This is a genomic window from Nocardia sp. NPDC019395, from assembly GCF_040632335.1.
Taxonomy (GTDB): domain Bacteria; phylum Actinomycetota; class Actinomycetes; order Mycobacteriales; family Mycobacteriaceae; genus Nocardia.
Window position 1 is genome coordinate 132,194 of the sequence record NZ_JBEYBT010000013.1, and the last position, 15,406, is coordinate 147,599.

At 66.8% G+C, this 15,406-nt stretch carries 12 protein-coding genes and 1 tRNA gene; 6 read left to right on the forward strand and 7 right to left on the reverse strand.

From position 1 onward, the window contains the following. Positions 1 to 108 precede the first annotated feature (108 nt). Positions 109 to 3,105, forward strand: coding sequence for a UPF0182 family protein (locus ABZ827_RS24145; protein ID WP_357240663.1), 2,997 nt, complete (start codon positions 109 to 111; stop codon positions 3,103 to 3,105). A gap of 119 nt (positions 3,106 to 3,224) precedes the next feature. Here ABZ827_RS24145 and ABZ827_RS24150 read toward each other — a convergent pair whose 3' ends face one another. After that, entirely contained in the window at positions 3,225 to 3,560 is a 336-nt protein-coding gene (locus ABZ827_RS24150) for a transglycosylase family protein (protein WP_357240665.1), read from the reverse strand. A gap of 546 nt (positions 3,561 to 4,106) precedes the next feature. Here ABZ827_RS24150 and ABZ827_RS24155 point away from each other — a divergent pair. After that, positions 4,107 to 4,180, forward strand: a tRNA-Met gene (locus ABZ827_RS24155). A 710-nt stretch (positions 4,181 to 4,890) separates the two neighbouring features. Then, positions 4,891 to 5,331 carry a nitroreductase/quinone reductase family protein gene (locus tag ABZ827_RS24160; RefSeq protein WP_357240668.1) on the forward strand — a complete coding sequence of 147 codons (441 nt, stop codon included), beginning with the start codon at positions 4,891 to 4,893 and terminating at the stop codon, positions 5,329 to 5,331. Positions 5,332 to 5,436: 105 nt separating this feature from the next. Here ABZ827_RS24160 and ABZ827_RS24165 read toward each other — a convergent pair whose 3' ends face one another. Next, complete coding sequence (locus ABZ827_RS24165) at positions 5,437 to 5,619, reverse strand: hypothetical protein (protein ID WP_357240671.1); 183 nt, start codon at positions 5,617 to 5,619, stop codon at positions 5,437 to 5,439. 523 nt (positions 5,620 to 6,142) lie between these two features. Here ABZ827_RS24165 and ABZ827_RS24170 point away from each other — a divergent pair. Then, on the forward strand, positions 6,143 to 6,871 hold the full coding sequence (locus tag ABZ827_RS24170; RefSeq protein ID WP_357240674.1) for a TetR/AcrR family transcriptional regulator: 729 nt from the start codon (positions 6,143 to 6,145) through the stop codon (positions 6,869 to 6,871). Positions 6,872 to 6,911: 40 nt separating this feature from the next. On the opposite strand, the gene ABZ827_RS24175 is transcribed toward ABZ827_RS24170, so the two are convergent. Then, positions 6,912 to 7,913 carry a diiron oxygenase gene (locus ABZ827_RS24175; protein WP_357240678.1) on the reverse strand — a complete coding sequence of 334 codons (1,002 nt, stop codon included), beginning with the start codon at positions 7,911 to 7,913 and terminating at the stop codon, positions 6,912 to 6,914. Positions 7,914 to 8,194: 281 nt separating this feature from the next. Next, a complete protein-coding gene (locus ABZ827_RS24180; protein WP_357240681.1) occupies positions 8,195 to 9,004 on the reverse strand; it encodes a nuclear transport factor 2 family protein in 810 nt (269 codons plus the stop codon). A gap of 161 nt (positions 9,005 to 9,165) precedes the next feature. On the opposite strand from ABZ827_RS24180, the gene ABZ827_RS24185 reads away from it, so the two are divergent. Next, the gene (locus ABZ827_RS24185) at positions 9,166 to 9,915 is read left to right on the forward strand and encodes a DUF6319 family protein (RefSeq protein WP_357240684.1); all 750 of its coding nucleotides are present in this window, start codon (positions 9,166 to 9,168) and stop codon (positions 9,913 to 9,915) included. Between the two features lie 11 nt (positions 9,916 to 9,926). Here ABZ827_RS24185 and ABZ827_RS24190 read toward each other — a convergent pair whose 3' ends face one another. Further along, on the reverse strand, positions 9,927 to 11,372 hold the full coding sequence (locus ABZ827_RS24190) for a GGDEF domain-containing protein (protein WP_357240686.1): 1,446 nt from the start codon (positions 11,370 to 11,372) through the stop codon (positions 9,927 to 9,929). A 369-nt stretch (positions 11,373 to 11,741) separates the two neighbouring features. Here ABZ827_RS24190 and galK point away from each other — a divergent pair, with 369 nt between their 5' ends. Beyond that, positions 11,742 to 12,884, forward strand: coding sequence for a galactokinase (galK, locus tag ABZ827_RS24195; RefSeq protein ID WP_357240688.1), 1,143 nt, complete (start codon positions 11,742 to 11,744; stop codon positions 12,882 to 12,884). Positions 12,885 to 13,042: 158 nt separating this feature from the next. Here the strand turns inward: galK and ABZ827_RS24200 are convergent, their stop codons facing one another. Together ABZ827_RS24200 and ABZ827_RS24205 are read right to left on the reverse strand one after the other, a co-directional pair. Continuing rightward, complete coding sequence (locus tag ABZ827_RS24200; protein WP_357240691.1) at positions 13,043 to 14,488, reverse strand: PepSY domain-containing protein; 1,446 nt, start codon at positions 14,486 to 14,488, stop codon at positions 13,043 to 13,045. Positions 14,489 to 14,649: 161 nt separating this feature from the next. Further along, on the reverse strand, positions 14,650 to 15,216 hold the full coding sequence (locus tag ABZ827_RS24205; RefSeq protein WP_357240694.1) for a hypothetical protein: 567 nt from the start codon (positions 15,214 to 15,216) through the stop codon (positions 14,650 to 14,652). Positions 15,217 to 15,406: the final 190 nt, after the last annotated feature.

A 15,406-nucleotide genomic window follows, 5' to 3' on the forward strand; every position in this document is an offset into this window, starting at 1 on the left:
AGTGGGCGCAGAAGGTCCGTAAGGACCCGACCGCAACAATTCGGACTGCGGCGCAGCGGCCGGTGGCGTCACCGGTTGGCCCGCCGCCGGACCCTGGAGAGTGGCATCGTGGGCATGCGCCCCCAAGCCGGTTTACCATCGCTGTCCCGGCGCAGCCGTTCGCTGCTGGTGGCGGCGGTGGTGCTGGCCGCACTGCTGTTGGTAGGGCCACGGCTCGTCGACACCTACACGAACTGGTTGTGGTTCGGGGAGGTCGATTTCCGCGACGTCTATACGACCGTGTTGCTGACCAGGTTCGCGATCTTCCTGGCGGTCGCTGTCCTGGTCGGCGCGATCGTCTGGCTGGCCCTGTTACTGGCCTACCGATCCCGGCCGGTATTCGCGCCCACCTCCGGCGCGGGCGATCCGATCGCCCGCTACCGCACCACGGTGCTGAGCAGACTGAAGTTGTTCGGTCTCGGGATCCCGGGTCTGCTCGGTGTGCTGTCGGGACTTGTGGCGCAGTCGAACTGGGTGACGGTGCAACTGTTCCTGCACGGTGGGTCGTTCGGGCAGACGGATCCGCAGTTCGGCCTGGATGTCGGTTTCTACGCGTTCGATCTGCCGTTCTACCGGATGGCGCTGAACTGGTTGTTCGTCGCCGTCGTGATCGCGTTCTTCGCGAATCTGGTGACGCACTACATTTTCGGTGGCCTGCGGCTGACCGGACGCGAGGGTGTGCTCACGACGCCCGCGCGGATTCAGCTCGCCGCACTCGCCGGCACTTTCGTGCTCCTCAAAGCCGTCGCCTACTGGTTCGACCGGTACCAGCTGCTGATGAGCAGTCGTAAGGAACCGACCTTCAACGGCGGCTCGTTCACCGATATCAACGCGGTGCTGCCGGCCAAGCTGATCCTGCTGTCCATCGCGGTCATCTGCGCGGTGGCCTTCTTCGCCGGCATCGTCCTGCGTGATCTGCGGGTGCCGGCGATGGCGGCGGCGCTGCTGGTGCTCTCCTCGGTGCTGGTGGGCGCGGTGTGGCCGCTGATGGTCGAGCAGTTCTCGGTGCGCCCGAACGCGGCGGAGAAGGAAAGCGAGTACATCGAACGCAATATCGATGCCACCCGGCAGGCGTACGGAATCACCGACGACAAGATCGAGTACGTCGACTACAAGGGCGAGAGCACCAAGAATCCGGTGAATGTGCCGGTGGATCACGCCACGATCGCCAATGCCCGGCTGCTCGACCCGAACATTCTGTCGCCGACGTTCACCCAGTTGCGGCAGCTGAAGAACTTCTACGGGTTCCCCGAGGCACTCGATATCGACCGGTACACGCTGAACGGTCAGATCCAGGACTACATCGTCGCGGCGCGTGAACTGTCCCCGGAGACCCTGAGCGGTAACCAGACCGACTGGATCAACAGGCACACGGTCTACACCCACGGCAACGGGTTCGTCGCCGCTCCGGCCAACCGGGTCAACCGGCCGCAATCCGAGGATCCCAATGTCGCGGGCGGCAGCAGCGACTCCGGATACCCGATCTTCCTGGTCAGTGACCTGTCCACGCCGAAGGACAAGCAGCAGATCCCGGTTGATCAGCCGCGGATCTACTACGGCGAACTGATTTCGCAATCCGATCCCGACTACGCCATCGTCGGGAACACAGACGGGGGAGACCCGCGCGAGTACGACACCGATACGGCGCGGTTCACCTATGACGGCGCCGGTGGGGTGTCGATCGGCAACTGGTTCAACCGGCTGGCGTTCGCGGCCAAATACGCCGAACGCAACATCCTGTTCTCCTCGGCGATCAGCGGCGATTCGAAGATCCTCTACAACCGTTCGCCCCGCGATCGGGTGCAGAAGGTAGCGCCGTGGCTGACCCCGGACGGTAACGCCTATCCGGCGGTCGTGGACGGTCGCATCAAATGGATCGTGGACGCCTACACGACCCTGGACAACTACCCGTACGCCCAGAACACGTCGTTGGAGGGCGCGGTCGAGGACAGTATCGATCAGCGCACCGGCCGGCTGCTGCCGCGCAAGGAAGTCAGCTATATACGCAACTCGGTGAAGGCCACCGTCGACGCCTATGACGGCTCCGTCGACCTCTACGAGACCGATCCCTCCGATCCGGTCCTGCAGGCCTGGCGCGGCGTGTTCCCGGATGCGGTGAAACCGGAGAGCGCGATCAGCCCCGAGCTGCGGGAACACTTCCGTTACCCGGAAGATCTGTTCAAGGTGCAGCGCGAGATGCTCACCAAGTATCACGTGGACGATCCGCGCGAGTTCTTCACCAACAACGCGTTCTGGTCGGTGCCCGCCGATCCGACGGTCGAGGGAGTGTCGGCCAGTCAGCCGCCGTATTACGTGCTGCTGGGCGATCCGGATACAGGTAAGCCCGCGTTCAACCTGACCAGCGCGATGGTCGGCTACAACAGACAGTTCTTGTCGTCGTATATCTCGGTGCGCTCCGATCCGGAGGGTTACGGCAAGTTCCGGATCCTGCAATTGCCGACCGATACCCAGACGCAGGGGCCACAGCAGACACAGAACACGATGACGACGGCGCCACAGGTCTCCCAGGAGAAGACCTTGCTGTCCAACTCGAACAAGATCAGATATGGCAACTTGCTCACCCTGCCGGTTGCCGACGGCGGGATTCTGTACGTCGAGCCGTTCTACAACGAGCGCAATACCGGGCAGAACACGGCGACGTTCCCGCAGCTGCTGCGAGTTCTGGTGAGTTACCGCGATCAGGCCGGCAGCGTGAAGGTCGGTTACGGCTCGACGCTGGCCGATGCGCTGAACCAGGTACTGCCGGGTTCCGGCGCGCTGGCGACGCCGTCGGGTGGTGATCCGGCCACTCGGCCCAGTCCCGGGGCCGCGCCCCCGCAGACCGAACCCGAGGGGCAACCCGAGAACCAGGGCACCGGTACCCCCGCGGGTACCGCCCCGCCGGCGGCTACGGGCTCCGCGGGTCAGGATGCGGCCGCCGCGGAGCTGAACCGCAAGATCGAGGCGGTACGCACCGCGATGCGCACCGGTAACTTCGAGGACTTCGGCCGGGCCCTCGACGAGCTCGATGCCGCGGTCAAGGCCTACCAGGATGCCGGTAGGTAACGGATCGGGCCGGTTCGTGGCCCACCGATAACGCGAAGAGGCTCTGTCATCCGGATGGATGACAGAGCCTCTTCGTTGTACGCGCGGGTTACCGGCGCTCGATTACGCGCCGGGCCGTATCACAGGTACGAACCGCACACCGGCCACGCGCCGGGTCCCTGGCTGTCGAGCACATTCTCCGCCACCGCGATCTGCTCCTCGCGGCTGGCGTCGGCCGCGCTACCGGTACCACCGTTGGCCTCCCAGGTGCTCTGGGTGAACTGCAGGCCGCCGTAGAAGCCGTTGCCGGTGTTGGTGGACCAGTCGCCGCTGCTCTCGCACTGGGCGACTGCGTCCCAGTTGCCGGAATCGGCGGAGGCGGTGGCCGTGGAAAGACCGAACGGTACGGCAACGAGAGCCCCGGCGATAGCGGTCATACCGAGGGCGCGGGTGCTGAACTTTCGGGTCTTGGTCATATGCGAATCCCTCCCTGTGCCCACCGGCAGCGCGTGGAAGCTGCGTGCCCCTGTCCCCAGGTGATGTGTCGGGGTTTGATCCGAACCGTGGGACAGGGTTGCCGGTGTTCTCCGGTTCGGCCGGCCCGTCCCGGTCTGGTCGGGGCCTGCAAATGACCGTAACGGAGAAATCTCGTCAGATCACGTATCGATAACTATCAATATGTGGATTGGCAAGAACCGGGAATATGTGGAAAACTGCTGGTCATAATCCGGATTTCCGCTACCCAGTCGGGTGCGTGATCACACCGAAATGTGACCGGGATCACCGAAAAATCGTAATTCGTGTCACGCATATCCAGACCGAGATCTGGGGCAATCGCTCCGTTAACGTTCTGACGCGCCGTTCGGAACGCCGTGTTGCGTGAGGTTGCGGGCTGATCCCTGGTTGGTCCGGGATCGAGCGCCGGTGGCGGGTCGGAATCGGGTGCTCTGGAGTGGGAAAGTTCGGTTGACCAGGCGATTTGTCATATTCGTGAGGCCGTGTGTAATGTTGTGTTCACCCAACGCGGGGTGGAGCAGCTCGGTAGCTCGCTGGGCTCATAACCCAGAGGTCGCAGGTTCAAATCCTGTCCCCGCTACTACCGGGAAGGCCCCGGAGAGGATGTCCTCTCCGGGGCCTTTTCTTATGTCTACCGGCTCAGGGTGTGGCCTTCTCTGCCTTCCTGCGTCGGTATGCGCCGTTCGTTGACGTGGTTCTCCCTCCTTTTGGCCGGGCCGGCCGGGATGTCGCGGGGCGGGCGGGGCGGGGATGACAGTCGCTCATGGTGGCCGTCCCGCGGTTGTGCGGTCCTGTGATCGGCGGACGGTGATCCGGTCATGTGTATGGAGATGCGGGGGTGTCCGGACTGCAGCTGCTGGTGTCGGACCTCTCCGTCTCTCGGAATCTCCGACCTGAATCGACTTGGGCAAATTGACAGCTAATCAACAGCCGGCCGAACGCGTCGTGTGGCGCCGGAGTCAATAGTTTTCGAAAACCGCCGTCGAGAAATAAAAGATATCAAGCGTTTTCGGGTGCGAAGGAAATGGCTTTCCGAATTGCATGCTTGTTATTTCGTCTCGCCGCGGCGCCGGCTTCCGCCCGGTGGCAAGGACGGTCACGAGCGTGGCCGCGAACGGCACACGGGGAGAACGGGTTCGACGATGCGGCACGTCGGCGGACCCCTCGGACCGCCGGCCGATTCGCGGCCCGGACATCGAGGGAGTGCCACGGTGCGCCGGGGCCGTTGCCGGACGGTGACCCGAGCTGGTTTGCTGGGACGCGCTGCCGTGGACCGGAGGATGAACTGCTATGCCGTCGAATTTCATGCTGAGGACCGTCAATACGGTGCATCGGGCGCTCCTGCGTATCAGCTTCGGGCGCCTGGGTACCGAGTACTTCGGGATGCCGGTCCTCGAGTTGACGACCATCGGCCGGAAAACCGGCCGGCCGCGATCGGTGATGTTGACAGCGCCTGTCGTCGACGGCGACGACTATATCGTCGTCGCCTCCAGGGTCGGTGACCCTACGAATCCCGCGTGGTACTGGAATCTCCGGGCCGACCCCGCGGTCGAGGTGTCGTTCCGAGACGGGCCCCGCAGGTCGATGACCGCATATGTGCTGTCGAGGGAACAGCGAGCACCGCTGTGGTCCCGGATCGTCGCCGACTACCCGGTCTACGGCGAATACGAGCAGCGGACGACTCGGGAGATCCCGCTCGTTCGCCTCACACCCGCCGGGAAGTCCGGTTAGCTCCACGCACGAGCGGAACGGGCCGGCTGCACAAACGCTGTTCGAGCCATTGCTGGAAAGGATGCCGGGCGCAGTCGGCGACCCGACTGCGCCCGGCCGGTGGCGTCAGGCGTTATGGGTGAGCGTCGGCGGGACCGCTTCCGGTTCGTCGGCCGGGCCCGCCGATCCGGGGTCGGTCATGATGTCCCGCCACCAGGAATCCAGCCTGCTGGGTTCGGGCCAGATCACGGGGGTGTGCTCGGCGGTCGTTTCCACGTCGTTCTCCTCGGGGCCGGTGTTGTCGGGCATCCTTGCCTCCTGTACGCGTGGTGAGCCGGCGGATCGCTGCGTATGGGCACGCGGCTTCGATTTCGGCCGCCCCCGAAACCGGTTCGCCGGAAATTCCCGCGACCGAGCAACGTTGTGACAGCAGATCGCCGGACCCGCCCGGTACCAATGTGCCGCAATTCTAGCCTTTTTCGATCCGGACGCACGTGGATTCGTTGCGTACAGATTTCTATGATTCCGGCCGGTGGCCCCTCGGCAGATGGTCGTGCGCATGGAAGATGCTGTGCTGGAACATGTTCGGCACTTCGTGGCAGCGGAAATTATGATCATGAACGACAAAACGACCGGTTTGTAGAATGTGCCGGGGGTATTACACGGTGAGGACGGGAAATCCGCCATTAATGTATGTGTAAATGTTCTTTCATTTGCCGGTGCACGGGCGTGTGGCAGATGAAATCGCAGTTAAGAAGTGCCTGCCGGAGGTAAGTGGCGATGTTTCTCGGTCGCCGACGACCGGCTGGGCGTGCTGGGTACACTGCCAGGCATGTCGGTGGCTTCACCGCGGTCGCGGACCCAGGGGGCGGTCAATGGCTATGAGGCGCGCTGGGAGCAGCACAACACCGAACGGCAGCGCGCGATTCTGCGGGCCGCCGTCGAACTGCTCGAGGAGAAGCCGCTCGGCGCCGATATTCCGGTGGTTCAGATCGCGAAGCGGGCCGGGGTGGCCAAGTCGGTGGTGTATCGGCAGTTCAGCGGTCGCGAAGATCTGGACCGGCGGATCCGGTCGTATCTGATCGACGATCTGGGGGCCGTTCTGGACGCGCAACTGGATGTGTCCGCGGGGTCGGTTCGCGAGATCATCACCCGTACCGTCCGGGCGGTGGCGGACTGGATGGGGGACCATCCCAACCTGACCGCCTTCGCGCGTTCCGGGCCACCGGCCGGCGGGCCGGAAACCGTCGACGCGATCAGCAGCCTCAAGACCCGGATATCGGAGCGCTCGCGCGAACTGATCGACGCGATCGGCCGGATCGTGGGTGTCGACTCGGCGGCACTGGAACCCGTGCCGTTCGCCGTGGTGACCATGGTCGAAGGGGTGCTCGCCGCCTGGGTCGCCGACCCGCGGCCGAATCGCACCCGCGCCGAGATGGTCGCCGATCTGGCCGATTACGCCTGGTACGTGCTCGACGGTGCCGCTCGAGCGGTAGGTATCGCAGTGGATCCCGACCGGGAGCTGTCCGAGGTCGTCGCCGGACTCGCCGGCGATCCGTGAGGGCCGGGCCGGACATCGTCGGCCGGCCCGGCGTACCGGGTCAGGCCACTGCGGACCGGACCCGGCGTTCTGGTTCGCTGCGGTAGCGCGACCGGTCGCCGTCGATACCCAGTGCCCGCCACAGCAGGCTGCTGACGGGGTTCATCAGCCCGAGCTCATGGGCGAGGGTGCGCATATCGCCGAAGTAGCCGGACAGGATCCCGCGGGCATGCGGGCTGCGCCAGAATGCCTCTTTGATGACCGTGCGCGGGATATCGAACCGCCGGGCGAATTCCGGCGGCGGCGCCATGATCTCCCCGGCCAGCCAGCGCAGCGCCAGCGGAAAGGAGATCCCGCACAGGGCGGTCGAGATCGGATCGAGTTTCGCGATATGCGCGCGCAGGAATTCGCCCGCGAAGGATATGTGCCGGGCCTCCTCGGCGATATGGATCTCCATCGCCCGCACCACCAGCGGAGGCAGATTCGCCCCGTTGCGGATCATCGCCTTCTGGTAGTGGTCGATCGGCTCCTCACCGCCCAGGATGCCGAGGAACAGGATGACGTGGGCGTAACCGCCGGCCACGCCGATGAACGGGGAGAGCGCCCGGAAGATGGGCCGCATTCCGGGGACGTCGTCGCCGATCCGGTTGACCAGTTCCTGGAACATCTGGATGTGATTGCACTCTTCGGTCATCTCGTGCAGGCAGTAGCGGAACTCCGGTGAACCGTTGGGCAGTTTCGCGATGTACTGCATCATGCCGCGGATCAGCACTGTTTCGAACGCCGCACCCACTTTGATGGCATTGGCGACCCGCCAGCGGCCGATCTCGATCTGTTTCTCGGCCGGCAGTTCCCGATACCAGCGGGTGGCGCCGAGCGGGTCGTACTCGGGGGAGAGGATCCACCGGGGGTCGTCGGGGTCGAGGGCGAGTTCGGGTGCGTCCCAATCGATATCGAGATAGGGGTCGAAGCGGCGGCGCACCGATCCCTCGGACAGCGTTTCCAGCATCTCGCGGTACCGGGTATCCAGCTTCGGAGCCCGCGGCAGAGTCGACGGCGTCATCGGTGCCTCCTCGTGCGTATGGCATGTATCTCTCTATGGAATTTACCGGGACTCGGGGTCTCAGTAAATACCCGGAGGTCGGACCGCGACGTAATCGTGCTCTGAGCACGGCGAATGGTGTGAGACTTACCGAGGGCCCGCCGGCGCGGCCGACTGCGCGAGCGCGGTTCCGTGCCGGGGTGCGGGTATGTGGAGTACGCCGGTTCGAGTCGAATCGGGCCCGGGGTCCGCCGGGTTGTCAGGACCCGGTGGACGCGTCGGATCCGGACCGGGCGACCGGATCACCCGATGGTGTCGGTGTAGACGCGTACGGTGTCGATTCGGGGCGCAATCGGGTCGAACTCGAGGATCACGAGGACGGGCCCGTCCGGCGTTTCTCCGCTGATCGTCACCGACCGGCCCGCCGCGAGAGTCTTTCCGCGGCGCAGGCCGCGCGCCCGCGCCGTCAGTTCGGCGGGCGTGACGGATTCCCCCGCCCACAGCCGCACGGTGTCGCGTTCGCCGGTCAGTTCGGTCACCGCTGTCGCATCGCCCGCGGCCGCCGCCGCGCAGAGTTGATCCGCGATTCGTTTACCGCTCTGTCCGATGCCCGTGCAGGCCCTGGCCATACCGGTCAGGCCGCCCAAGCCTTGATTGCGCAGCAGTAAGCCGCCGAGACGGGTTCCCGCGAGGAGGCCGCGGATCCCGGTTCCCATGAGTTGCCCGATCATCGGCAGCAGTTCCCAGTAGGCCGCCAGATGTTCGATGCGCAGGGCGCCGTCTTCCTCGGCGATCTCATAACGCAGATGCATCGGGACCCGAACCCGGGCGCCGGTGGACATGGTGATGGTGATGGTGAGATCGCGCAGTACGGTCGTGGGGCCGGCGAAATCGTGCGCCACATCGAAAGAGATGTCGTTGGGGGCGATGAAGGTGTCGTAGAACCGCGTGATCGCGTCGTGCCCGGTGTGGGCGGTGGAGCCGACCGGGTCGTTGACCACGGCATCACGGGTGAAAAGCCCTACCCAGGCGGCCCGGTCGTGTGCGGCCACCGCTCGAGGCGAGGCCAGCACGGTATCCCGCAACTCCGTGGCGGTCGGGTCCAACGGCACGATGCCTCCTCGAGGTCTCCGGATTGCGGCCATAGTAGAACACGTTCTATCCAGGTTGGAAGGTGTCACCCCCGCCTGCGTGTGAAGATGTCGGTGCGGTGCGGCATCATCTGTGCACGCAGCTATTCGACGAAACAGTGAGAGATTGCCCGGAGTGCGCCATGCCGTCGCGAACACCATCGAACGCGAAGCCGAAACCTCTGTCCGACAACGACCTCGAACAGATCACCAGCGAGATCGAGGCGGGCCGCCCGCCGATGGTGTGGTTCACCGCCGCGGCTGTGGGGGTCACCGAGGGGCGTTCCGGGAAGGTCGTCTCACTGGGTGATCCGGCCGACGGCGATTTCCTGCAGATCCGCCCGACCGGTTCCAAGGATGTGCTGTCCTTCGGGCCCACCGAGGTGACACTGACCAAACCACCGCGCGATCGGTCGTCGTCCCCGCCGAAAACCGCACCCGAGCAGAAGGAAGCGCCCGTGCCCTCCACCGCGTCCCAGCCCGCGCCCACCGCCGCGGACAAGAAACCGGCGCCCGGCTCCTCGGCCGCCACCGCGAACAAGGCCGAAGCCGAAGCGAAACCGGCTCCGGCGCCGCGGCCGGCCGCTCCGGCGAAGGCCGCCAAGGCGCCCGCCGCCCGCAAGACCAAGACCCCGGAGGTCATCGTCACCATCAGCGGCAGCTCCGAAGGGGAGTGGACCGTCGATGTGACCAACGGTAAGAAACGCACCGTGCGCGCCCTTCCGGTCGCGGGTCCGGCGGTGGCCCAGGCGGCGAAACTACTGCATCCCGAAGTCGCCGAGGTGGTGGAGGGTCTACTCGAGACGGTGCGCGGGGCGCAGGAAGCCAAGGTGCAGCAACTGCAGGCCGAATTGGAACAGGCCCGCAAACTGCTGGACGAACTCTCGGACTGAGCCGGCCCGGATCAGACGGCGGTTTCCCGCGGCTGCCAGCCGTGCTGGATCGGCTCCGCCGGCGTATGCCGCATGGCATCGTGGAACATATAGCCGAAGCCGCGGCGCTTGGCGAGGTACATGGCCGCGTCCGCGTCGCGGATGAGGTCGTAGACGGTGGCGTCGATTTCGCGAGGGCCCTCGCAGGCCAGCCCGATACTGGCGGTGAGCGGCACCTCGCCGATGCTGAGCTGGAACGGTTTCATGAAGGTACCCAGCAGGCGTTCGGCCATGGTGGTCGCCTCGTCGCGGTCCAGCGGTGCCAGCACGATGAATTCGTCGCCGCCGTAGCGGGCCACCACATCGTCGCGGCGGACGGCGGTGCGGATTCGCTTCGCGGCCTCGGCGATCAATTCGTCACCCACCGAATGGCCGTAGCTGTCGTTGATCGCCTTGAACTCGTCCAGATCGACGAACAGCAGGCACAGCGGGCGTTCGGCCCAGTCGCGGTGGTCGCGGTGCAGGACGCGCAGCAGCGCGGACCGGTTGAGCAGGCCGGTGAGCGGATCGTGGTCGGCCTGGTATCGGGCCCGCCGTTCGCTGCGCGTGCTGCGGCCGATGGCGCGCTCGCTGCGGATCAGCAGGCCGATGAGCAGCAGCGCCAGCACAACGGACACGATGACCTGGTCGAGTGGGTGCAGCGGCGCCCGCGCCACCGGAACAAGTGACGAAACCACCAGCGCCACCGCGATAACACTGGCCCGCTGGCGTGAATGGTGCAGCCGGATCGAACGCGGGGTACTCACCGCCGACATCGTCGGATGCAGCGCCGCCGCACCCAGTGCCACGTACGCGATGAGCAAGGGCAACAGCAGCAGATCCGGATCGACGGTCATCATGCCGGCGGCCGCCAGCCGGAAGCCGATATCGGTCAGCAAGGTACCCGCCACGCCGAGATGCAGCAGCCCCAGCGAGGTTTCCGAGCGGCTCGACGTGGCCAGAGAATGCGCGAGCAGGGTGAGCAGCAGCGCGTCGAAGACCGGAAAGACCACCGCGCTCAACGTATTCATGGAATCGCCGGAGTGCAGGACCGGGGCGATGAGGAAGATCCAGGAAGCGAGAAGCGCACCGAGGCCGATCAGCCCCGAATCCAGCAGAACATCCGGATGTGCGCGGGCCTGGCGGGGCCGCAACCACAGCACCGCCGCCAGCGCGGTAACGATATAGCCGGTGAGCGTGAATATCTCGTCGAGGGGGGTGGACGTGATGGAGGTCAGTTCGCGCAGGACGGTGCCGACTGCGAACGGGACGGCCGCCGCTGCCACCAGATACCAGGGATACGGTGCTGCCGGGCGATGCCGCCGGACGCCGACCCCGATGGACACCGCGGCGCCCGATGCGACAGATACGGCGACCAGCAACGACAACAGCCGGGACTCGGCAATCAGTGCGACCACGATGAGCAAACCCGCGGCCACCGAAACAACTGCCCGGCAGCCTATCCCGCGAAAACCGTACCGTCCTGCACGCTGTGGTTCGCTGATGATCATCAGCCCCCCTTATGGTCGCTCCATTCCCGGTGAAATCGAGCCGCGTTTCAGGTCGGAAAATCCTTGTCTGTCGTGCTCTACCTGCCCAACGAGCGGCGGCTGACGAACCGAGTCTTCCTGTACGAGGGGATGTCCGAGCCGAGCGCCAGGCGTTCGGCCACCAAACTGGACCATTGATCCGATGATGACACGCACTGCCGAATTTGTCGCTGTCTTGACGCAACAACGTCGTAACGGGTGTTCCTGTTCCCTGCGGCGTACCGGCCGGTCGCCGGTGCGGGCTCGTACGGTGGTCCGGTGACAGAACACGAGGAGAGGACCGTTACGAGCGGTACCTGGGCGGCACCCGGCCGGGTCAACCTGATCGGTGAGCACACCGACTACAACGACGGATTCGTGCTGCCCCTCGCTATACCCCTGGTCGTCACCTGCCTGGGCGCCCGGCACGCCGGCGAGCTGGTGCGGGTCGAGTCGCGGCAGCGCCCCGGCGAACCGGTGCGGCTGCCCGCCGCGGCCCTGACCGCCGAGCGCGAGCGGGTTCCGGGCTGGGCCCGGTATCCGCTCGGGGTCCTCGCCGAGTTCCGGCGCCGCGGGCACCGGATCGGGGGACTGGAACTGGAGTTCGACGGGGCGGTACCGGCCGGCGCCGGATTGTCCTCGTCGGCGGCGCTGTGCTGCGCCACAGCGGTGGCGGTGCGCGATCTGTGCGCGCCGGGGGTCGGCGACCGGGAACTGATCGATATCGCCCGGGCCGCCGAGAACGACTATGTGGGCGCGCCCACCGGGATCCTCGACCACTCCGCCTCGATCCTGTGCACCGCGGGCCATGCGCTCTTCCTGGATGTCCGGGCGTTCCAGGGCTCGGAAACCGGTGGTTTCGAACAGATCCCGTTCGACCTGGCGGCGGCCGGTCTGCGACTGCTGGTCATCGATACCGGTCAGACTCATGAGCACGCCGGTGGCGGGTACGGAGCCCGCCGGGCCGAATGCGCCGCCGCCGCTGCCGCCCTGGGCGTGGCCTCATTGCGCGATATCGGAAGTATCGACGAGCTGTCCGCCCTGTCCGATCCGGTGCTCTACCGGCGCGCGCACCATGTGGTGAGCGAGAACGACAGGGTGCGCGGCGTTGCCGGAATGCTGCGCGAGGGTGAGGATCCCCGGGCGATCGGGCCGCTGCTGAGCGAGGGGCATGCCTCGCTGCGGGATGATTTCGCCGTATCCACCGAGGTGCTCGACGCCGCAGTGGAAACGGCTCGGGAAGCGGGCGCGCACGGGGCGCGGATGGTCGGCGGTGGGTTCGGCGGCAGCATCATCGCGCTCGTCGACACCGCCGACGCCGAACGGGTCCAGGAATCGGTGCGACAACGTCTCGCCGATATCGGTTTTCGTTCCCGGGCCTTCGAGGCGATCGCCGCGCCGGGGGCCGGGCCGGTCGTATGAATATGGCGCCGGTGGTGCCGGGTCGCCGGCGGACACGGCACCGGGCCTCGTCCGTGGACGGAATGCGGTGCCGGGGCGGGGGAACGCAGGCCGGCCGGGTGCCGGGCCGGTCGCCTCGAACGGAAGCCGACCGGCCCGGCGTGGCGGTCCGGCTGGGGTCAGCCGGCCACGCGGAGACGCCGTACCTGGCCCAGGACGATATCCAGCACCAGGAAGGCGAGCAGGCTCAGGCCGAATACCGGCGCGAACCAGCCGATCAGCGCTGCTACCGCCAGCGTGGGCACAGCGAGCTTCATCGATCGGCGCAGGGTGCCGCGCCGCGGTGGCCTGCCCCCGGCGAACCGGGTACCGGCGCCGGGCGGCCGGCGGCGCCACCACATGAGATAGCCGCGCACGATCACCGTGATCAGGCCGACCATCGCCGCCAGTAGCAGCAGCTGGTTCAGCAGGCCGAACATCAGGCCCATATGCAACTGAATACCCCAGTTCGCCAGTTTGGCCATGAGTGTCCACTCGGAATAGGGCAGCCGGTCGGTGATCGCACCGCCGCCCCCGTCGACGGCGACCGCGTCGATGGTCAGAGTTCCCGGCCTCCGGCTTTCCTTCACCGTGAAGGCAGTCCCGTTATCGGCCGGGATCGTGATCTCAGCGGGCTGTGTCACACCGGCACCACGCGCGGTGGCCAGCACGGTGTCGAGTTGCTGGATGCGATCGGCGGAGACGGTGTGGGTGGCCGCGGGCCCGTCGTGATGGCCGGTATGGCCCGAATGCGCCGGGGGTGCGGAGTCCGGTAACGCTGGATCGACCTCCGGCGTGGTCCAGCTGAGGTTCTCGCGCAGCTGTTCGATATTGGCACCGGCGTAGGTCGACCAGGTCAGCCCGGTCGCCGACAGCAGGAGCAGGACCGGAAGAATCCATACGCCGACCACGCCGTGCCAGCTCAGCCGGCGCTTGCGCGTGTTCTCGCTGCGCTCGGGAACGAACAGCCGGCCCCACGAGTTGCGCTGCCTGCGCGCCCGTACCCGGCGCACCCACAGCACGAGCCCGGCGAGCGCGATCAGCCACAGCCACGACGCGGCGAGTTCGGAGTACAACCGGCCGGGCTCCCCCAGGTGCAGATGCCGGTGTGCCTGGGAGATCCAGGCACGCAGCGGCAGGGCCCCGGAACTGCCGTACACCACCGATTCGCCCACCGGCGCTGCGGTGACCGGATCGACGAAAACGGCACGGCGCTCGGATTCCCCGAGCCCGGGATCACTGAACAGCACGCGGGTCGTTTCGCCCGGTGCCGGGGCGGGGGCGACCGCGACCGGCGTGAGATCCGGGCGCGCGGTGACGCCCGCGGTCACCTGCTCGGACAAGGGGCGCTCCGGTCCCTGGGAGTCCGCGTACAGCAGATCGCGGTCGACGAAGGATTCGATGGTCGGCGAGACCGCGTAGAGCGCGCCGGTCACCGCCGCGATCAAGAGGAACGGCCCCACGAAGAGGCCGGCGTAGAAATGCAGCCGGAGCGCGAGTGCGCGGAACGCGCCGCTGCCCGGCCCGGATTTGTTCGTCGCCGGGGCAGCAGTCTCCTGCGCCGCGGCGACCTCGGTGATACTCAAGGTGCTACCTACGTCCTGTGGGTCGGCGCGGCACGACGGAGTTCGGCGTGCGCGCCTACCTCGGCATCCGCTGGCGGACTGCCGGGTCGAGTGGAATCCGGCGCGGAGTAGAGCGCGACCCCGCGTGAAGGCAAGGTGCGGCCCGCGGCCGGAAAGGATAGTCAGACCAGGACGGTGGCAGGCGGGGCTCGAGTGCCGCCGGGGCCGGCGACGGCGACGCGCGGGATCGCGCGGGCGCGGTACGCGAAACACGGAACGACGGGACCATGGGTCGCGGGCAGTCGCGGCAGCAGTAGTGGGATCACCCGGGACAGTGCGGCTACTCCCGCCCGGTAGGCGGTTTCGGCGCCACGAACGAGGAGGCCGGCCGCCCAGGCGGCCAGCAGGTGGGCTGCGATCATCGCCGGTGTCAGCTGCAGGTCACCGTGGTGAAGGTGGCCGGAACCCCAGCCCAGGCAGATATGGCCCACGATCTGACCGGCTGCCAGAGCAGCGGTGAGGCCGGCGGCACCGGTCCGGAGCGGGGGAAGTCCGGCGACGAGTGCGCCGAGGACCGCGGCGGTCGCGCCGAGCAGCATGAGCGAGGAGCTGTCGGGTACGGCGGTGGGAGCGGCCCAGCCGTGGGCGGCTACGGCGACGGTGCCCGAGATCAGGCCGGCTACGGCACCGCGGACGCGTGCGGCGTCGCGATGGTCCACCGGAGGGGTGGAGCCGAACCTGATGTGCACCGGGTGATGGTATCGGGGGCGGGGGTGGGTTGTCTGTAGAGGTGACCGGCGGGGGCGGTTAGTGAAGGCGAGGAGCGGAGCAGTCCGTGAAGGTGCTGTGTTTTTGGCGCCGCCTGCGGCGTCGCGGGTTCGGGGCCCCCTTGGTCTCGTTCTTCACTCCCGGCGCTCAGTCGCTGCGCTCCTTCGCTCT

Coding starts and splice junctions, on each gene's coding strand:
- ABZ827_RS24185 (WP_357240684.1), top strand. CDS start 9,166: ATGCCGTCGCGAACACCATCGAACGCGAAGCCGAAACCTCTGTCCGAC.
- ABZ827_RS24165 (WP_357240671.1), bottom strand. CDS start 5,619: ATGCCCGACAACACCGGCCCCGAGGAGAACGACGTGGAAACGACCGCC.
- ABZ827_RS24160 (WP_357240668.1), top strand. CDS start 4,891: ATGCCGTCGAATTTCATGCTGAGGACCGTCAATACGGTGCATCGGGCG.
- ABZ827_RS24150 (WP_357240665.1), bottom strand. CDS start 3,560: ATGACCAAGACCCGAAAGTTCAGCACCCGCGCCCTCGGTATGACCGCT.
- ABZ827_RS24170 (WP_357240674.1), top strand. CDS start 6,143: ATGTCGGTGGCTTCACCGCGGTCGCGGACCCAGGGGGCGGTCAATGGC.
- ABZ827_RS24175 (WP_357240678.1), bottom strand. CDS start 7,913: ATGACGCCGTCGACTCTGCCGCGGGCTCCGAAGCTGGATACCCGGTAC.